The organism is Adhaeribacter pallidiroseus, from assembly GCF_003340495.1.
Taxonomy (GTDB): domain Bacteria; phylum Bacteroidota; class Bacteroidia; order Cytophagales; family Hymenobacteraceae; genus Adhaeribacter; species Adhaeribacter pallidiroseus.
This window is the reverse complement of sequence record NZ_QASA01000001.1, coordinates 2,820,745-2,840,996: the sequence shown is the minus strand read 5'-3', so window position 1 is coordinate 2,840,996 and position 20,252 is coordinate 2,820,745. Positions and strand designations below refer to the sequence as shown.

At 41.8% G+C, this 20,252-nt stretch carries 16 protein-coding genes; 12 read left to right on the top strand and 4 right to left on the bottom strand.

All coding sequences use genetic code 11. The annotated features are described in order from the left end of the window. Nucleotides 1–12 precede the first annotated feature (12 nt). Nucleotides 13–3,036 (bottom strand): T9SS type A sorting domain-containing protein, encoded by a 3,024-nt coding sequence (locus AHMF7616_RS11290; protein WP_115372976.1) that lies wholly within the window; start codon nucleotides 3,034–3,036, stop codon nucleotides 13–15. A gap of 905 nt (nucleotides 3,037–3,941) precedes the next feature. On the opposite strand from AHMF7616_RS11290, the gene AHMF7616_RS27490 reads away from it, so the two are divergent. Next, nucleotides 3,942–4,076, top strand: coding sequence for a hypothetical protein (locus AHMF7616_RS27490; RefSeq protein WP_262511722.1), 135 nt, complete (start codon nucleotides 3,942–3,944; stop codon nucleotides 4,074–4,076). Between the two features lie 222 nt (nucleotides 4,077–4,298). Here the strand turns inward: AHMF7616_RS27490 and AHMF7616_RS11285 are convergent, their stop codons facing one another. The 3 genes from AHMF7616_RS11285 to AHMF7616_RS11280 are packed head-to-tail and all read right to left on the bottom strand — an operon-like array spanning nucleotide 4,299 to nucleotide 5,162. Beyond that, complete coding sequence (locus tag AHMF7616_RS11285; RefSeq protein WP_115372975.1) at nucleotides 4,299–4,676, bottom strand: sugar phosphate isomerase/epimerase family protein; 378 nt, start codon at nucleotides 4,674–4,676, stop codon at nucleotides 4,299–4,301. Then, nucleotides 4,677–4,802, bottom strand: a complete 126-nt coding sequence (locus tag AHMF7616_RS27485; RefSeq protein WP_262511721.1) for a hypothetical protein — start codon at nucleotides 4,800–4,802, stop codon at nucleotides 4,677–4,679. Nucleotides 4,803–4,829: 27 nt separating this feature from the next. Further along, complete coding sequence (locus AHMF7616_RS11280) at nucleotides 4,830–5,162, bottom strand: hypothetical protein (protein ID WP_115372974.1); 333 nt, start codon at nucleotides 5,160–5,162, stop codon at nucleotides 4,830–4,832. Nucleotides 5,163–5,521: 359 nt separating this feature from the next. On the opposite strand from AHMF7616_RS11280, the gene AHMF7616_RS11270 reads away from it, so the two are divergent. From AHMF7616_RS11270 to AHMF7616_RS11220, 11 genes are all read left to right on the top strand, one after another. Further along, the gene (locus tag AHMF7616_RS11270; protein WP_115372972.1) at nucleotides 5,522–7,066 is read left to right on the top strand and encodes an alpha-N-arabinofuranosidase; all 1,545 of its coding nucleotides are present in this window, start codon (nucleotides 5,522–5,524) and stop codon (nucleotides 7,064–7,066) included. A gap of 176 nt (nucleotides 7,067–7,242) precedes the next feature. Next, nucleotides 7,243–9,090 carry an alpha-L-arabinofuranosidase C-terminal domain-containing protein gene (locus tag AHMF7616_RS11265; RefSeq protein ID WP_199474182.1) on the top strand — a complete coding sequence of 616 codons (1,848 nt, stop codon included), beginning with the start codon at nucleotides 7,243–7,245 and terminating at the stop codon, nucleotides 9,088–9,090. A gap of 417 nt (nucleotides 9,091–9,507) precedes the next feature. Then, nucleotides 9,508–10,560, top strand: a complete 1,053-nt coding sequence (locus AHMF7616_RS11260) for an arabinan endo-1,5-alpha-L-arabinosidase (protein WP_233507497.1) — start codon at nucleotides 9,508–9,510, stop codon at nucleotides 10,558–10,560. 79 nt (nucleotides 10,561–10,639) lie between these two features. After that, nucleotides 10,640–11,845 carry an aldose epimerase family protein gene (locus AHMF7616_RS11255; protein WP_115372970.1) on the top strand — a complete coding sequence of 402 codons (1,206 nt, stop codon included), beginning with the start codon at nucleotides 10,640–10,642 and terminating at the stop codon, nucleotides 11,843–11,845. A 350-nt stretch (nucleotides 11,846–12,195) separates the two neighbouring features. Next, complete coding sequence (locus AHMF7616_RS11250; RefSeq protein WP_115372969.1) at nucleotides 12,196–12,903, top strand: NUDIX hydrolase; 708 nt, start codon at nucleotides 12,196–12,198, stop codon at nucleotides 12,901–12,903. Nucleotides 12,904–13,114: 211 nt separating this feature from the next. After that, on the top strand, nucleotides 13,115–13,336 hold the full coding sequence (locus AHMF7616_RS11245; protein ID WP_115372968.1) for a hypothetical protein: 222 nt from the start codon (nucleotides 13,115–13,117) through the stop codon (nucleotides 13,334–13,336). Nucleotides 13,337–13,433: 97 nt separating this feature from the next. Next, entirely contained in the window at nucleotides 13,434–15,212 is a 1,779-nt protein-coding gene (locus tag AHMF7616_RS11240; protein WP_115372967.1) for a ribulokinase, read from the top strand. Nucleotides 15,213–15,232: 20 nt separating this feature from the next. Then, complete coding sequence (locus AHMF7616_RS11235; RefSeq protein ID WP_115372966.1) at nucleotides 15,233–15,931, top strand: L-ribulose-5-phosphate 4-epimerase; 699 nt, start codon at nucleotides 15,233–15,235, stop codon at nucleotides 15,929–15,931. A 114-nt stretch (nucleotides 15,932–16,045) separates the two neighbouring features. Beyond that, entirely contained in the window at nucleotides 16,046–16,552 is a 507-nt protein-coding gene (locus tag AHMF7616_RS11230) for a hypothetical protein (RefSeq protein ID WP_115372965.1), read from the top strand. 228 nt (nucleotides 16,553–16,780) lie between these two features. Further along, nucleotides 16,781–18,286, top strand: a complete 1,506-nt coding sequence (gene araA, locus AHMF7616_RS11225) for an L-arabinose isomerase (RefSeq protein WP_115372964.1) — start codon at nucleotides 16,781–16,783, stop codon at nucleotides 18,284–18,286. Nucleotides 18,287–18,490: 204 nt separating this feature from the next. Continuing rightward, nucleotides 18,491–20,188, top strand: a complete 1,698-nt coding sequence (locus AHMF7616_RS11220; protein WP_115372963.1) for a sodium:solute symporter family transporter — start codon at nucleotides 18,491–18,493, stop codon at nucleotides 20,186–20,188. Nucleotides 20,189–20,252: the final 64 nt, after the last annotated feature.

Genomic DNA, 20,252 nt, shown 5'->3' with positions numbered 1-20,252 from the left:
GATTTTTAAATTTTATTTGCCCCGCACCACTCGTAAATGCTGAACGGCATTTTTAGTAGTTAACCGTATCACGTAAATGCCTTCTTTGTTTTGGCTGGCATCCCAGGTTACCTGAACATTTTCACCGGCAATGGCTTTAGCTGCTTTTAGGCGGCTTACTAAATTTCCACTTAAATCGTAAACTTCAAGCTTATACTCTTCTTCCTGAGCAAAAGTAAACTGGATAGTTGTTTGAGCCTGAAATGGATTGGGATAACTGCTTAGACTAACCGTGTTTGCGGTTACGGAAGAATTTGAATTAGTGGCTGTGGCACTGGTGGGTAACGTAGACACCGTGCTGGTTGCTTGATTGATTACTTTAAAGTTAATAGTGAGTGGGGTGCCCATTGTACCACTAGCGTTTGTACCAGCGTAAGGAGTCGCTTTTAAAGTATAATCGCCTAAAGGAAACACTACTCCGGCAAAGTTAGTGCTGCCATCACTGTTTTTTTCATCACCGAACAAAGTGTACGGAGCAGCTTCTGTCTTATTTACGGTCCATCTGCCAGATAAAGCTAGTTTGATGCTTTTAACGGTCATTGGGTAAGCATCAATCCGAATATTTAAATTTTTTGTAGGTAAAGTAGCTAAGTTTACTATAGTTCCTTCTTTTATCGTTATGATGTCTTTGTCGGTATCGGCATTCACCAAAGTAAATACTAAAGAAGAAGGAGTAACAACGCTGTTATTTACTTTAATGGTTACCTGGTCAGCTTTACTAACTACACTTTGATTATTAGTAACTACTAAGCTAAAAACGTAAGTACCGGCTATTAAACTACCTACTATTGGTTTAGCAATTATTTTACTATTAAAGCTGGCAGTAGATGGTCCGCTTACCTGGCTCCAGGTATACAAGGAGATCGTATTACCGGCAGCATCCGTTCCTGATCCGTTTAAGCTTACCGTGCTGGAAGGCAGCGTAATGGTTTGATCATCACCCGCCGACGCAATAGGTCCTGCTACATTGGCATTCACGGTAACCGTTACTTGGTCAGCGGCGCTGGTGTTATTTTTATCATCAATGGCTACCAGGCTAAATACATAAGTTCCGGTAACTAAGCTGCCCACTATTGGCTTTGCTATTACTTTACTGTTAAAACTGGCTGTAGTTGGGCCGCTTACCTGAGACCAGGAGTAGCTCGCAATAGTGCCATCGGTATCAATGGCAGATCCGTTTAAAGATACCGTGTTAGAAGGAAGGGTGATCGTAATATCGGAGCCAGCCGAAGCAACTGGCAGTTGGGTTTGAGTAGTATCTTTTTGATCAATTACGGAGAAAGATATGGCTAAAGGAGTACCTACCGTATCCGAATCCGTAGCAGCAGAATAAATTTGACTTTCCAATTGGTAATTTCCTAAGGTTGGTACCCAGGCATTGTAGTTTTTACCAACTGTACCAAATAAAACGAAAGGAGCAACCGCTTCGGCATAATTTCTGGTTTCAGGACCACTTAAACGAAACGAAACGCTATCTACCGTATTGGTGGAGGTATTCGTCCGAATATTTAAGTTACGGGTAGGCAAAGTAGCCAGATTCAGCGTCATACCATCGGTGATAGTAAGTATATCCAGCTCCGTGTCGGCATTTACCAGCGTGAAACTTTCAACTTTTTGATTGATTATTGTGGGCCCTTTTGGTTCTTCAGAGGAAATGTTCATTAACCAAAAATCAGTTTCTCCTTTGGAAGCAGCTGTTTTGTCCGTTCCGGTAGCAGAATTAGAAGTTCCGGCTAAAACGTAAGTTCCGGCAGCTGTTTGTTGCAAAGATTGTAGATTATCGTAGCCAGAGCCTCCAAGTGTTTTGTCCCATATTTTAACGCCATTAGCATTAGTTTGAACAATCCAAAAATCAGCATTGCCATTAGAAGCTGAGGTTTTATCACCACTAATTGGTGAGCTGGAGGTTCCGCCCAGCATAAAGCCACCATCTGTAGTCGCAATTAGATTTTGTAAATAATCGTTGTTTTTGCCACCTATTGTTTTATCCCACTTTTTAGTACCGGAAGCATCTAATTTAACTAACCAATAATCTCCGAAGCCTCTGGATGCTTCGGTTTTATCACCGCTCACTGCCGATTTTGAAATTCCGCCCACCAGGTAACCACCATCTTTGGTAGGTACCATCGCAGTAAAAATTTCATCTAAGTTGCCACCTAAGGTTTTATCCCATTCTAAATTTCCGTCAGTGTCGGTTTTTAGTACCCAAAAATCTCCGTATCCTTTAGAAGCAGTTGATTTGTTACCGCTTACAGGAGAATACGAATGACCACCTAACATGTAGCCACCGTCAGTGGTTTGCTGCACTGCTTGTAAATAATCGAAACTGCTGCCCCCAAAGGTCTTATCCCATTTCTTTGCTCCTAAGGCATCTATTTTAACTAACCAGTAATCATGCTCTCCTTTGGAGGCGGCTGTTTTATTAAATCCGATTTTGCCGCCAACAGGTGAATCCGAAGTACCACCTAAAATGTAACCACCATCTTTAGTTTGCGCCAAAGATTTCAAAAAGTCGTTTGACGTGCTGCCATAAGCTTTATCCCAGGTCTTGTTGCCAGAAGCATCTAACTTTAGTACCCAGTAATCTTGTTTTCCAGCGGTGGCGGCGGTTCTGTCGCCACTTACGGGAGAATCGGAACTTCCACCCACGATAAAGCCGCCATCACTGGTTTGCTGGATGGCTTGTAAGTAATCAGAGCCACTTCCCCCAAAAGTTTTGTCCCATTGTTTATTACCAGCAGCATCTATTTTTATAATCCAAAAATCTTGTTTTCCTTTAATATCAACTGTTTTAGTGCCACTAACCGGAGAATCAGAGCTACCTCCTAAAATATAGCCGCCATCTTTGGTTGGTTGATGCACTTGCAGGATATCGGCTTTACTTCCACCGTAAGTTTTATCCCAAACTTTAGAGAAGCTTTCTTGAGCAAAGCTGCTTCCGGCAAAATGGAAAGAAACTAAAAAGATAAGAGAAGCGCGAGTAAAAATTTTTTTCATATTAAAGTTTTTCAAAAGATTTTAAAGTGTAGTTCTTGGTGTAGTTCAGGAAAGGTATTCTGTTGTTTTATTGGGTAAAAGTGCTAATCTGAATTTTAAGCCTTGTATTGTTGTTGTTTATTTTAAATTATATTATTCTAAGTAACAGTTTTAAAAAATGTATATAATTTTTGAATATTAGGTATTAAGCTATTTTTAAGAAAATTATATTTTTAATAGTGTAAATTCTTGTCTAATCATCAATTTTTAATTTTTTAACTTTTAACTTAATTATTAGAACTAGAAATTTTTTGAATAATTTACTTAAATAAAGCTATAATAAGTTTGTTTTTGTTTGTCTTAAATTGATGATACAAAGAAAAATATAATTTTTGTAACTATCATTCTTAAAAGTTATCAAATTTAATTATAAGTTTTTTATCTTGTAAAAGTTATATTTGTACATTAGATTATAAATGTATTTTTTAGATTAAAAGAAAAGAGTAAGTTGTACTAAATATTTTATAAGAATAGATTGTTCGTACTTCTTTAAGAAGAATGCTTGTGGATTTAGATTCAAAAAGTGATATAAGAATGGGTAAAATAGGTGTTTGTGTTTAATATAATTTTGGGGGCCAACCACAGAATTTAGAGATAAATTCTAGGTTCGTAAATAAGCAAGATACGCTCGTGCCATTCCCGCTTTGTTTTACTATTAGGCAAGAAAATGCACGTTGATTTAATTCTACTTATTCGCTTAATGTTTTATTAACACATCACATTTTTGGAAGCGAGATAACTCTTGTTTATAAGAACAACGCATAGTGTATGGCGCCTGCTGGCATCTGAATAGAGCGAAATCTAATTCATTATAAAATTGAATAGCTTTGCTTTTTGAAGTATATTGGGAGTATATAGGAAAGATTATGAATAAAAAAACAGCTCTGATAATTACCCTTGCCTTATGCGGTACGGTGGCCTTTTTATATCTGAATATTATTCTGGATGCAAAAGACTTAGATATAGATTTATACGATGAAGAAGAAAGTAATTATTATTAGATCCAGTATCCAATGTATAAAACTACACCGTAGCAGGGTTGCTAGCCCGCAACATAGTAAAGTTGGTAAGTGGTTATTTTTGATTAAGCTTATTTGCTAGGTTATTTTGTGTTATTACTGATGCAGCGTTTTTAATGAGAAATACAACTCTAAATCTTTGCTTATTTTATTTGGCCGAGAGCATACCTGTAGCTGGCTTTACTCTACGCTTTAGCTGGTTAATCAGTAATTCTTTTTTAATATATAATCCCGGCTCATCGCTAAACTTTCAAAGGGTTCCCGGCTGGTTTGATCTTGTTCTACGAACCAATGCTTTAATCCGGCCAATTGACGGGCCGCGAATATCCGGTCAAAAGTGATTATGCCGTGACCTACTTCGGCAAACTGCTCAGAACCTTTTTCCATATCCTTTACGTGCCACAGCGGAAAACGACCAGGATGTTTTTGGAAATAAGCTACCGGATCAACGCCTGCTTTTGTTATCCAGAAAAGATCAGCTTCCATTTTTAAAAGTTCTTTATCCGTGCGCTCCAATAAAAGATCGTAGGGAACAATGTCCTCGATTGGTGGAAATTCAAAATTATGGCTATGATAACCCAATTAAATTTTAGCTCGACGACAAGCCTCACCCGCTTTATTTAGTTTATCCGCGAGTTCTTTACATAAATCCAGGCTAGTGCGCTCTTCTTTAAACAGCCAGGCACAAACCATATACGGAATGTTCATCAGAGCTGTATCTTCCACCGCCTTATCTCAGCCGTACCATAAAGTGCCTTTAGCTTTATCAATGCGACCCGTTTCAAAATGCGCGCTAACAATGGTAAATCCCAGATCTGTACAAGTTTTGCTAAATTCCTTTGGCGTTTTGCCCCAGTAAGTGCCATCGTAGCCAAATAACTCTAATGGATTATAGCCTAAATATGCAAGCTTAGTTAAAGAGCCGGTTAAATCTTTTTTCAGGTATTCCCGAATGTTCCAGAGTTGAACACCTAATGATCTAGGAGCAGGAGTTACGCCAAAATTTAAATTTAGAGAAATACCAGTGGCACCTAACATCACCGATTTTACAAAACTTCTTCTTTGCATAATCTCCTATTTATAATCCCGAAAGTAGATCAAGATGCTAAATTTTTAGGAGCAACAACGCCTTTAGGATACCCTGGTATTTAATATAAATGAAAAGATTTATTTGTGATTTTTTAAAATTATAGGCTTTATCCGAGTATAAGATTCCAATTTTGCTCAATTTTTCAATTATTAAAAGTTGAATAAACCTATTTAATGCTATTATTATAATATCTATTAAGATCTTAAGAAATGGTATTGCAAAGCTGCATGGCAACGATTACATTTGGCAATATAAATAAATGTAATAACTACACTTAAAAGCAGCATTTAGAAAACAAAACATTGAAACCAGTATACTTCACTTAAACTACATTTAAATGAATAAATTAAAATTAAGTATTTTGTTACTTCTCAGCTACTTTTCAGCTAATGCCCAGAATTCGATTAAAATAGACCCGCCAGGAAAGGCCAGCGCCGAGGTCAAGATCAGCAAACACATTTATGGCCATTTTGCCGAGCATTTAGGTGCCTGCATCTACGGAGGGTTTTATGTAGGCGAAAATTCTAAAATACCCAATACCAATGGCGTCCGAAACGATGTAGTAGCCGCGCTTAAAAATTTAAAAATTCCCAATCTGCGTTGGCCGGGTGGTTGCTTTGCCGATACTTACCACTGGAAAGACGGTATTGGACCCAAAGAAAAACGACCTTCCATAGTGAATACCTGGTGGGGCGGCGTTACCGAAAATAATAGCTTTGGTACCCACGATTTTTTAAATATGTGCGAACTCCTGGGCACCGAACCTTACCTGGCGGGTAACATTGGCAGCGGCACTGTGCAGGAACTTGCTGACTGGGTGCAATACGTAAATTTTAGCGGCGAAAGCCCTATGTCGAAGGTGCGCCGGGAAAACGGCCGGGATAAACCCTGGAAAGTAAAATTCTGGGGCATTGGTAACGAAGCCTGGGGTTGCGGCGGCAACATGACGGCTGATTATTACGCCAACGAATACCGCAAATACGCCACTTTTGTATCGGACTGGAACAAATCCGGCGACTTGTTCCGGATTGCTTCGGGAGCTAATTCAGGTGACTATAACTGGACCGAAACCCTCATGAAAAATATTCCGGGTAGTTTATTGGAAGGCGTAGCCTTGCACCATTATTCTGTAATCGACTGGAATAAAAAAGGCCCTTCCACGGATTTTAACGAGCAGCAATATTTTACAACCATGCAACGGGCTTTGCAAATGGAGGAACTGGTAACTAAACATTCCGCCATTATGGATAAGTACGATCCGCAAAAGAAAATTGCTTTGGTAGTAGATGAGTGGGGCGGCTGGTACGAGGTGGAGCCCGGCACCAATCCCGGATTTTTATACCAGCAAAATACCATGCGCGATGCCATGATTGCGGGCGTTACCTTAAACATTTTTAATAACCACAGCGATCGTGTACGGATGGCCAATCTGGCCCAAGCCATTAATGTGCTGCAAGCGGTCATTCTGACTAAAGAGGAGAAAATGATTCTCACACCAACTTACCACGTAATGGAAATGTACAATGTGCATCAGGATGCTACCTTACTGCCACTGGAGTTAAAAAGCAAAGATTATGTAATGGGTAATCAAAAATTACCAGCGGTTTCTGGTTCTGCCTCCGTTGACGCCAAAGGACTTACGCATATTTCGTTGGTAAATATCGACAGCAAAAATGCTCAGGAAATAAGCATTGACTTGCCAACATCCAAAAATGCAAGCGTGTCCGGGCGCGTTTTAGCTTCCGGTAAATTACAAGACTACAACTCGTTCGAAAGTCCTAAAAAAATTCAGCCCGCCGCTTTTAAAGATGCTAAATTAAATGCGGGTAAATTACTGGTGAAAGTACCGCCATTCGCCGTGGTGGTGTTGGAAGTGAAATAAGGAGAAGTGGAGTTCAAAAGAGGTTTTTTAAATTTAACCAGATCGATGATGCAAAAAAATCTGCTAAGTTGGGCCATAGGCATTGGCTTATTAACCAGTACTCAATATAGTACTGCCCAAACAGAAACGTTTACCGTTAAAGCCAATGCAATCAAAGCCGAGGTGCCGTCTACTTTATGGGGGATTTTTTTGAAGATATTAATTTGGGGGCCGATGGAGGTATTTACGCCGAACTGGTAAAGAACCGATCTTTTGAGTTTGATACTCCTCTGATGGGTTGGCAGTTACTACAAAAAGGAGAAGAATCGGGCAGTTTATTGGTACATAACCGGGGCGAATTAAACGGGGCTAAGTCCCGGTTCATCCGGGTAACATCTAAAACCTCTACCGGTAATTTTGGTTTTTCGAACGAAGGTTTCCGGGGCATGGGCATTAAAAAAGGCCAACAATACAACTTCTTTGTTCTGGCTAGTCAACTTAGTGGCAATGTTTCGCTCGTAATTGAATTAACTAACGGCAAGGGCGATAAGTTAGGATCAACCATTGTTACACCGGGAGGTAAACCCTGGAAAAAATACAATGCCAGCTTTACCGCTACAGCTACAGAACCTAAAGCCATTTTAAATATCTCGATCAAAGGACCGGGCGTTGTAGATCTGGATATGATTTCGTTGTTCCCGCAGGATACTTGGAAAAACCGGCCCAATGGCATGCGCGCCGATTTAGTGCAACTTCTGGCCGATATGAAACCCGGTTTTTTACGCTTTCCGGGCGGATGCATTGTAGAGGGCAGAACCTTGGAGGAACGTTTTCAATGGAAAAAAACCATTGGTCCGATTGAGGACCGGGGCTTTTTGATTAACCGTTGGAACACCGAATTTAAACACCGGCTTACCACCGATTACTACCAATCTTTTGGTTTAGGTTTTTACGAGTATTTTCAGTTGGCCGAAGATATTGGGGCAGAACCGCTTCCTATTTTAAATTGCGGCATGGCTTGCCAGTTTAACACTGCCGAGGTAGTACCTCTGGAAAGTTTAGACCCTTACGTGCAGGATGCCTTGGATTTAATTGAATTTGCCAATGGGTCCGCGGATAGTAAATGGGGCAAAAAAAGAGTTGAAATGGGGCACCCGGCTCCGTTTAATTTAAAAATGTTAGGCGTAGGAAATGAAAATTGGGGCGCGCAATACATTGATCGTTTAAAGATTTTTACACAGGCCATTAAAGCTAAATACCCCGCTATACAGTTGGTGAACAGTTCCGGCACCGATCCTAATGGGGAACGTTTTGATTACCTCAATGGCGAGCTCCGGAAAATGAATGCGGATATTATTGATGAACATTATTACCGGGCACCGCAATGGTTCCTGGACAATGCCCAACGTTACGACAACTACGACCGCCAAGGACCTAAAATATTCGCCGGGGAATACGCTGCTCAAAGCGTAGCCATTGCCAGTCCCGATAATAAAAATAATTGGCAATGTGCTTTATCGGAAGCAGCTTTCATGACTGGGTTGGAACGCAACGCCGATGTGGTAGCGATGGCTTCGTACGCTCCTTTATTTGCGCACGCCGAAGGTTGGCAATGGACGCCCGACCTGATTTGGGTTGATAACTTAAAAGCCTACGGAACACCGAATTATCAGGTGCAAAAATTATTTTCTACGAACAAAGGCACGAATGTGGTTCCCATATTACGCAATAACGCGTCTGTAACGGGACAAGCAGGTTATTATGCCTCGGCCGTACTGGATAAAAATAAAAAAGAGTTAATCTTAAAAGTGGTAAATGCTTCGGATAAAATGCAGGATGCAGATTTTGTAATTGATGGATTAAGCAAGGTTGGGGCTAAAGGCACTATAACCGTACTCCGCAGCGACAAGCTTGACCAGGTTAATTCTTTCGAAAATCCCACGGCAATCAGTCCGGTTGTTAAAGACATTAATGTGAAAGGGAAATCGGTTAAGGTAGGGCTCCAGCCTTATTCCGTAAACCTGATCAAGCTTAAATTTTCGTGAAAGCTATTTTTTAAATTTGAGAAGCGTTTTTTCTTAAAAGTAGATCATTACCCGATTACAGGGATGAGTTTACAATTACTAAGAAATTGATTAAAGTACCAGCTAAAAGCCTTAATTACACTAATAAGTAAGAAATACTCCGCTAATGGTTACTTGGTTGAAAATGGTTGTGGGTAAAGGGGAATGTATCGTAAGCAAGACTACTTTATAAGAAAGATCACGTTCAGAAATAGAAAGTGCTTTACTAAATCGATACAATATCTAATTTAATCGGTACCCAAAAGCTAAGGTTAAATAAGTAGGACCGGGTGGTTTCGTGGCATAAAAATTTAAAAAAACGGCATTATCTCGTTTTTACGATTTCAAAGTTTATTTTTAGAAAATCTTTAGATACGTTTGATTATGTATTTAACCGCAATGAGTCTAGGTTTTTTTCTAAGTCTTGGACTTTGGTTCGGTGATGCTCCTGTTGTACCTTCCTCCACCTCGGTCATGCAGGACCAGCAATTACAAAGAAATATTTCGGTGCACGACCCAGTAATGATAAAGCAGGGCGATACGTATTATCTGTTTTGTACTGGTCGCGGCATCGCTATGTGGTCGTCGAAGGACATGCAGCAATGGCAACGCGAAAAACCGGTTTTTGAAAATGCGCCGGACTGGGCTATACAAGCCATACCGGGATTTAAAAACCACATCTGGGCACCCGATATTAGTTTTTACCAAGGGGTGTATTACCTGTACTATTCCGTATCGGCATTTGGTAAAAATACTTCGGCTATTGGCTTGGTTACCAATAAAACCTTGAACCCCAGCGATAAAGATTATAAATGGGTAGATCATGGTAAAGTAATTCAATCCATACCGGGCCAAACTAATTGGAATGCCATTGATCCGAATGTAATTACCGATAGTGCCGGCAACCCGTATTTAACGTTCGGTTCTTTTTGGGAAGGATTAAAATTAATTAAATTATCTGCCGATCGGAAAAGCCCGGTGCAACCTACGCAAAATTTACCTACTATTGCCAGTCGTAAAAGTATGGCTACCACGGGTAATATGCCCGCAGCCGCTAACAATCCGGTAAACGCCGGTGAAAATGCCATTGAAGCACCCTTTATTTTTAAAAAAAATAATTATTATTACCTTTTTGCTTCCTTTGATTACTGTTGTAAAGGCGTAAACAGTACTTATAAAATTATGGTGGGGCGCGCCAAAGACGTACAAGGTCCTTATATGGATAAAGCCGGTAAGCCCATGACGCAAGGAGGTGGTAGCTTGGTACTGGCAGGAGATTCTAAATGGTACGGAGTAGGGCACAGTGCAACGTATACCTTTGACAACAAAGATTATTTAATATTCCACGCGTACGATGCCGCCGACAACGGCAAATCAAAGTTGCGCATAGAACCTTTAACCTGGGATATACAAGGCTGGCCCGTAGTTTTGAACAAAGCCGGTGGTAAATGAATTATGTGATTTTTTTTAAATAGCATCAGTTTATTAATTCAAGTATTTAATTTTCAACTTTCATACATAAAACTAGGAAATGAATCTTCGCCTAAAATTACCTTTATCCATTCTGGGAGTCTTTTTATTATCGTTAAGTGCTTGTAATAAAAATAGCCAAAATCAAGCGGGTGAAAGCACTACGGCCCAAACTGCGGATTCGAGCGCAACTGCTTCGCCGGAAGCAAGCATTCCAGCTAAAGCAGATTTTCAGAGCACTGTGGCAGGTAAGCAAACAGATTTGTATGTACTTAAAAATAAAAACCAAGTGCAAGCGGCTATTACCAACTACGGCGGCCGGTTAGTAAGTTTGCTGGTGCCCGATAAGTCAGGTAAACTAACCGACGTTATTGTGGGTTTTGATCAAATAAAGCCTTTTACCGAAGGAGGAGACACTTATTTTGGAGCTTTAATTGGCCGATATGGTAACCGGATTGCCAAAGGCAAATTTTCCTTAGATGGTAAAACCTACACCTTAGCCACCAACGACGGACCTAACCATTTGCACGGCGGAAAAGTTGGGTATTCCCGGGTAATTTGGGATGCTAAGCAAAACAATGACAGCACCTTGGTATTAACTTACGTTTCGAAAGATGGGGAAGAAGGTTACCCGGGTACTTTAACGGCTAAAGTTACGTACCGCCTCAGCAGTGCAAACGAACTCCGAATAGATTACGAAGCTACTACTGATAAAAAGACCGTATTAAACTTAACCAACCACGCTTATTTTAATTTAAACGGCGCCGGCAGTGGTACTATTCTGGACCATCAATTACAGATAAACGCCGACCGGTTTACTCCTGTTGATTCTACCTTGATTCCTACGGGTAAATTAGAAGCTTTGGCTGGCACCCCACTCGATTTTAAAAATGCAACCGCCATAGGTGCCCGGATCAACGATGCCCACCAGCAATTAAAATTTGGGAAAGGATACGATCATAACTACGTGTTAGCTACCCAAAAAAGCGCCACCCTAAAACCCGCCGCCACCGTTCTGGGCGATAAAAGCGGTATTTACATGGAAGTTTCTACCCAGGAACCAGGCCTGCAGTTTTACAGTGGTAACTTTTTGGCGGGTAAAAATCAAATAAAAGGCGGCAAGCAAGACGAATACCGCTCGGCCTTTTGCCTGGAAACACAACATTTTCCCGATTCGCCTAACCAGCCTAATTTTCCTTCCACGGTGTTAAACCCGGGACAAACTTATAAAACTGCTTCGGTTTATAAATTTTCGGTAAAGCAGTAATCTTGGTTGTTTAAACACGGGATATTTTTAAAATTTAAGAATGTTTCGTGTTTAAACAGCTAGTTAATCAGGGTGGTTACTTTGATTTAATGCTGATTAAAACAATGGCCAAAGCAATTACCCGAACGGTACGCCGGTAACGAAAAGTTGGTAAAATAATTAATGCAATCTGACCATATTCCGGACCAGGATAATAATTCTATTCTCTTTAAAAATTTCTAACAAAATGGGCAGGAAAGTTTAGTCCGCAGTTTACCTTAGATCTTATCATCCTGCGCCGGATGTATACAAATTTAAAAATACTTTGGTTGGGAGATAATTTGTACATACTTCCTTACAGTTTAAGCTAAATGATTAAATACATTGGGCAAACCCGGATATTAGTAGCGGTGGATTGCATTATATTTGGGTTTGATGGTTTTGATTTTAAATTATTACTCATTCAACGCGGCTTTGCTCCGGAGAAGAAAAAGTGGAGTCTGATGGGCGGTTTTATTCAACCGGAAGAAACGCTGGAGGTAGCGGCTAATCGGGTATTAATGCAATTAACTGGTTTAAAAGATGTTTACCTGGAGCAATTGCAATCCTTTAGCGGTCCCGACCGAGACCCGGTAGAAAGAACCATTGCGGTCGCTTATTTTGCTTTAATCGATATCCATAAGTACGAAAAGCAAATCAGCCACGAATACCACGCCGAATGGTTTTTATTAAAGGATATGCCCCAACTTATTTTCGACCACCAGGAAATGGTGGAGCTGGCTAAAAAGCGCTTGCGGTATAAAGCAGCTCTGCACCCCGTATTATTTGAGTTATTGCCCGACAAATTTACCATACCGCAACTCCAAGCCTTGTACGAAGGCTTATACGAGACCGAGTTCGATAAAAGAAACTTCAGCCGGAAAATTCTTTCTACTGGATTACTGGTGAAGCAAAACGAAAAAGATAAAGAAGGCTCCCGCAAAGGCGCTTTTTACTACAAACTCGACAAAAGAAAATACTCCGAGAACTTCCAGGCCTTTCTCAAGTTTATTCCCAATCCGGATAAATTTCTGGTATAAATTTTAAATTTCAAGTTTAAGTGTTGTGTTGACAATTAATTTTTTTAAATTTAATCTCTTGATCTAGGAAAGATTCTCATCCAATCGGCGTTTCGCTTAGATTAAGATTTTAGAATCAACCCGGAAATTTAAAGGAATAGTACCGGTGGATACTTCTGCAGTAAAATATAAAAATTGTAACTACCGTATCTAACAGACCAAAATTAAAGCCATGAAGAAAATGTTATTAACTATGGGGGTTATCGGAAGCGTATGGCTGTGGAGTTGTTCCGGTAAAAATTCGAATACCGAAAATACCACAACCGAATCCAACACCACTGCCAATCCGGATTCCAGTACTACTAATCCGGTAAATTCAGAATACGGTACTCCTAACGCTTCCGAAAATACCGTTGATTCAACTCAAAGTGCCCAGCCGGATAGTACCCAATAGTATAATTCCCCGCAAAATTATTTTTTAAAATTTGGTGAAAAAGAAGGAAAACTTTTTTCTGAAACGAATAAACGTTAATTTGACATTTTAATTCATTATGGAAAAAGAATTATACGTTATTGGAATAGATTACGGCACTGATTCGGTTCGGTCGGTTATAGTAAATGCACTTACCGGGCAGGAGGTAGCCGCTGCCGTGTACCCCTATCCGCGGTGGCAAAAAGGTTTATACTGTATTCCTACCGAAAATCAGTTCCGGCAACATCCTTTAGATTATATCGAAGGATTAGAGCATACCGTAAAAGCTTGTTTGGCGCAGGCTGGCCCCAGTGTGGCAGCCGCAGTGAAAGGCATTTCGGTCGACACGACTGGTTCCACGCCGGTGGCAGTAGATCAATCCGGTACTCCACTGGCTTTGTTACCCGGTTTTGAAGAAAACCCGCACGCCATGTTTGTGCTCTGGAAAGATCATACCGCGGTAAATGAGGCCGCGGAGATTAACGAACACGCTAAAAACTTTGCTATAAATTATTTGCAGTACGTAGGCGGTATTTACTCTTCGGAGTGGTTCTGGGCCAAATTGCTCCGGACTTTACGCGTCGACGAACCAGTGCGTAAGGCCGCTTATTCCTGGGTAGAACATTGCGATTGGATTCCTTTTCTGCTTACCGGCGGCACCGAAGTGCAGCAAATGAAACGAAGCGTGTGCGCTGCTGGCCACAAATCCTTATGGGCAGCAGAATTTAACGGGCTGCCTCCGGAAGAGTTTTTTGCTTCGTTGGACCCGCTGCTGGCTGATTTCCGGTCCCGCTTATTTTCGGATGCCTATCCTTCAGACCAACCGGCCGGTAATTTAAGTCCCGAATGGGCCGCACGTTTAGGTTTGTCTCCGGATGTAGTGGTAGGTGTGGGAGCTTTTGATGCGCACATGGGGGCCGTAGGTGGTCAGGTAGAACCGTACCACCTGAGCAAAGTAATGGGCACTTCCACCTGCGACATGCTGGTAGCTCCTTTAAACGAAGTAAAAGATAAACTGGTAAATGGCATTTGCGGCCAGGTGCCGGGTTCAGTCATTTCGGGCATGATGGGGATGGAAGCTGGTCAGTCGGCGTTCGGTGATACCTACGCCTGGTTTAAAAAGGTTTTACTGTGGCCACTTCAGCATTTACTTGCTCAATCTCAGTTAATAAATGCCGAAACCGCTGATAATTTGCTGGCGGAGATTTCTGCCCGGATAATTCCGGAGCTTAGCGTGGAAGCAGCTAAAATACCAATAACGGAAAATTTAGAATTTGCCATCGATTGGCTCAATGGCCGGCGTACTCCCGATGCCAACCAACTGTTAAAAGGCGCTATCTCGGGGTTGGGACTAGGCAGCGATGCGCCGCGCATCTTCCGGGCCTTGGTAGAAGCAACGTGTTTCGGTGCGAAAAAGATTGTAGACCGCTTTAACGAACAAGGCGTGCCGGTGAAAGGTTTGATAGGGTTAGGAGGAGTAGCTAAAAAATCGCCGTTTATTATGCAGATGATGGCCGACGTAATGAATATGCCGATCCGGATTCATAAATCCGAACAAACCTGCGCCATTGGGGCCGCCATGTTTGCCGCCACCGCCGCTGGTATTTATGCTAAAGTGGAAGATGCCATGGCTGCCATGGGGCAAGGGTTTGATACCGAATATTCCCCGGATGCCGGACGGGCGGAAGTATACGCGAAACGGTATGTGAAATACACCGAATTAGGTGGATTCATTGAAAGCCAGATTTACGCGACGCAATCGCCGCAAATGTCTGATTTACCCGAAACCGGCACCAAAGCGCAAGAGCCGCACACTAACGATGAAAAACAAAAAGAAGACGCTCTGGAAACAGCCTAAACCAGTCAAAAATTTAAAAAATGAGTACTTACGCACACCTTCAGGAAGAGGCTTACCGGGCCAATATGCAATTACCCAAACTGGGTTTAGTGTTGTTTACCTTTGGTAACGTAAGTGCCGCCGACCGGAGCCAGGGCGTTTTTGCCATTAAGCCCAGCGGGATACCCTACGCAGATTTGACGCCGGAGAAAATGGTAATCGTGGATTTTGAGGGGAACACCGTTGCCGGCAACCTGCGCCCTTCTTCCGATACCAAAACGCACGCCGTGCTTTACAAACACTGGGATAAAATTGGTGGTATCGTGCATACGCATTCTACTTACGCCACCGCTTGGGCCCAGGCGCAACGCGATATTCCGATATATGGCACCACGCACGCCGATCATAATACCGTAGATATTCCCTGTGCGCCACCTATGAGCGACGAAATGATTCAGGGCGATTACGAATACCAGACTGGCTTTCAAATAATGGATTATTTGCGGGCAAAAGATATGAGCTACGAAGAAGTAGAAATGATATTAGTAGGAAATCATGCCCCGTTTACCTGGGGCAAAACGGCAGATAAAGCGGTTTATAACAGCGCGGTGGTAGAAGAAATAGCGCGTATGGCTTTCTTAACCGAGCAGATCCGGCCGGATGTTCCCCGTTTGCAAAACTCCTTGATTAAAAAACATTTTGAACGCAAACACGGTCCGCTTTCCTATTATGGACAATGATTTTGCCTGTACTCCAGGGTTAATAGTTTATAAAAGATAGATAATAAGGTTTAATTCGAAGATTAACAATATAATGGTTTACGGATAATGGCAGGATAATTATTATTTAGAGATATGCTAGATTTAAATGATGAAAAATGGAAGGATTTGGAAGGAGGATACAAAATTCCTTACGATGCTTCTGTTCCTTTACTTCGCCTGGAACAAAGTTCTAATGCGCAAGAACAAGAAAATATTCTAGACGAGCTATTCGAAGAATTATACCATCAAGGAGACGTAGGCGTTGCTTCTTACTTATCGGTTTCTCATTTAGTTAGAATAGGTATTCATAAAAAGATAGGTACTTGGAGAGTTCTTGGACTTATTTCAACAATCGAAATCGCCCGTCATTCTGATAAAAACCCTGAATTACCTTCAGAATATAAAAAAGAATATTTCGAATGGTTAAGTAAAGTAGACGATTTAGCTAAAGTAAATGCCAATTGGGATAGAACTTACACTAGTTGTGCGTTGTCCGCAATAGCAGCTTCAAAAAGACAAATTGATTTAGCAGAAGTAATTCTCGAATTAGAAGATACAGACCTAGCTGAAAGGTTTAGCGAGTTTTTAGAAAATTACTGAACAGAAGGAACAGCAATTCATCAGGCCTATTCAGCAAACAGGTTTAAAAGCTTTAGCCCAATCTGAACTATTTGGTTTGGCCAATGGAGTAGATTGGCAATGTTCTTAGTATCAAACCTTACAAACTGTAAACGATAATTATTAAAAAAAAATATTCAATTAAAAAATTGATATCCTCCCTAGACTTTCGTCCTTGGACCATCAACTAAAATTCCATAGAAAATAAGAATGATAAATTTAAAAGAATTGGAAGTCTGGTTTATAACGGGTAGCCAGCATTTATACGGTGAAGAAACCTTAAACCAGGTAGCAGAACATTCCCAGCAAATAGCCCAAGCTTTAGATCAGGCCGCGCAAATCCCGGTGCGGGTGGTTTTTAAACCCACCGTAAAAACCACCGAAGAAATATATCGCATTTGCCAGGAAGCCAATGTAGCCGATAAATGCGTTGGAATTATTACCTGGATGCACACCTTTTCGCCGGCTAAAATGTGGATTACCGGCTTAAAGATTTTACAAAAACCGTTGCTGCACCTGCATACCCAATTCAACCGCGATATTCCGTGGAACTCTATTGATATGGATTTCATGAACCTGAACCAAAGCGCCCATGGCGACCGGGAATTTGGCTTTATGGTGTCGCGGATGCGCATTAACCGCAAAGTGGTAGTAGGTTATTGGCAAGACCCCGAGGTTTTGGAGCAAATAAATGGCTGGAGCCGGGCGGCGGCCGGTTGGTACGATTGGCAAGGGGCTAAATTCGTGCGTTTTGGCGATAACATGCGCTACGTAGCCGTAACCGATGGGGATAAAGTAGAAGCCGAGATGCAATTTGGTTTTTCGGTAAATACCCACGGCATCGGTGATTTGGTAAAAGTTATAAACGCGGTAAGCGACTCGGCAGTTAGCCAGTTAATTCAGGAATACGAGGAGCGCTATACCTTGGCCGAATCTTTACGTCAGGGTAGCGCCCAGCATACGTCGTTGCAAGAAGCGGCTAAAATTGAAATCGGTTTGCGTACCTTTTTACAGGAAGGCCACTACAAAGGCTTTTCCGATACATTCGAGGATTTGCACGGCATGGGTCAACTACCGGGTATTGCGGCCCAGCGGTTAATGGCCGAAGGTTATGGTTTTGCGGGTGAAGGCGACTGGAAAACGGCCGCTTTAGTGCGGGCTATGAAAGTAATGGGCAGCGGTTTACCGGGCGGCAACGCCTTTATGGAAGACTATACCTACCACTTTAATCCGGATAATGCTTTGGTTTTAGGTTCGCACATGTTGGAGATAGACGAATCGATTGCGGCCGGCAAACCTTCCTGCCAAGTGCATCCGCTCGGAATAGGCGGCAAAGCCGACCCCGTGCGTTTGGTGTTTAACGTGGCGGGCGGTTCTGCTTTAAATGCTTCGGTAATTGATATGGGTAATCGTTTTCGGTTAATTGTAAATGAAGTAGAAGCGGTAGCCCCCCAATACGATTTGCCCCAATTGCCGGTGGCTCGGGTTCTGTGGAAACCCTACCCCGACATGAAAACCGGTTGCGCTGCCTGGATTTTAGCGGGCGGCGCACATCATACGTGTTACAGCCAGAACTTAAGCGCCGAAATTCTGCAGGACTTTGCCGAAATGGCCGGTATTGAGTGCGTATTGATTGATAAAGATACCAAACTAAATCAGCTACGCAACGAACTGCGCTGGAGCGAAGTGTACTACCAGGTAAATAAGAAATTTTAATTTAGTTTGATTAAGCTTTTAAGCAGTGGTTAAAAGCTTAACCATTTTAGGCTTTTTTCACCTCTTATAAAATTGTTTGAGAAGGAAATATCCATTTCTGAGGTAATTTTTAAAATTTTAGAAATTTACTTCTACTAGTTAGGCACCAGTTATAGCTGACCAAATGAAAAATAAGTATTGTCTTACCATTCTAAATAATCCGGCATGAGCAAATTCGCTACCATTGATTACGTTATTTTTATCGTCTACTTTATTGTAGTTTCCGGTTATGGTTATTGGGTTTACCGGCGCGACCGCAACGTAAACGCAGACAGTAAAGATTACTTCCTGGCCGAAGGAACCCTCACCTGGTGGGCCATTGGAGCTTCCCTGATTGCTTCTAACATTTCGGCGGAGCAGTTCATTGGCATGAGCGGTAACGGGTTTGTGGTGGGTATTGCGGTAGCGGCTTATGAATGGATTGCCGCCATTGCTTTAATTATTGTGGCTGTTTGGTTTATACCCGTTTATTTAAAAAACCGAATTTTTACCATGCCGCAGTTTTTACAGAACCGGTATAACAACACCGTTGCCCTTATAATGGCTATTTTCTGGCTTTTCTTGTACGTGTTTGTTAATTTAACTTCCATCTTGTATTTGGGTGCCCTGGCCATAAATAACCTGGCGGGTGGCGCTAACTTTCACCTGATTGTAATTGCTTTAGCTATTTTCGCCATCATTATAACTTTGGGCGGCATGAATGTTATTGGCTATACCGATGTAATTCAGGTTACCGTGCTTATATTGGGCGGTTTGGCGACTACTTATACCGCTTTAACTTTGGTGAGCGAAAAGTTTGGGTTAGGCAGCGATGTAATTGCCGGTTTTAATGCTTTGCTCCGCGATTCGCCGGACCACTTCCGGATGATTATTGACCGACCGGGACCCAACGCGCCGCAAGCCGAAATTAATAAATACCTGATGCTTCCGGGTATTGCCATGTATTTTGCCGGTATCTGGATTGTTAACCTGAACTACTGGGGTTGTAACCAATACATTACGCAACGGGCTTTAGGAGCCAACCTCGAAACTGCCCGGACCGGCATTTTATTCGCGGGTTTGCTTAAGTTAATGATGCCCATTATTGTAATGTTGCCCGGTATTGCAGCCTACGTATTGTACAAAAATGGTTCCTTGCAGCAAGAAATGGCGCCCGGTGGTACTTTTAACGCGGACAACGCGTATTCGGCTATTCTGGGCTTTTTGCCAACCGGTATGAAAGGCTTATCCCTGGCCGCGCTTACGGCGGCTATTGTGGCTTCACTGGCGGGTAAAGCCAACAGTATTTCCACCATCTTTACGCTGGATATTTACAAGAAGTATATCAATCCTAAATCCGATGAAAAAAACTTAATCCGCATTGGTAAAATCACCATTGTAGTGGCCACCTTGTTTTCTATTTTCCTGACCTGGGACGATTTACTGGGCATTGGCGGTGAAGGAGGATTTACTTTTATTCAAAAATATACGGGCTTTATCAGTCCGGGTGTATTTGCCATGTTCTTACTCGGAATGTTCTGGAAACGGACCACGGGTACCGCAGCCGTAGCGGGTTTGTTAACCGGTTTTATTTTATCAGTAATTTTTAATAACTATGCTCCGGCCTGGTTTGGTAACGAAACTTTTCTGTATACGGCTTATCCCAACGGTAAAGGCGGTTACGAAATTCCCTTCCAGATTTGCATGGGTCTGGCTTTCCTGTTCACCATGATCGTGATGATTGCTTTAAGCTTAGCAGGTCCCAAAATAAATCCCAAAGCCTTTGTACTCGATTCCACCATGTTCCGGGTTTCTAAACCTACCTTGGCGCTAATTGTAATTACCCTGTTATTAATTTCCGCGTTGTACGTGCGTTTCTGGTAATAGAAAAACAAAAAATTTTAAAAAAGTGGACTGAAAGGTCCACTTTTTTAAAATTATAGGCAGT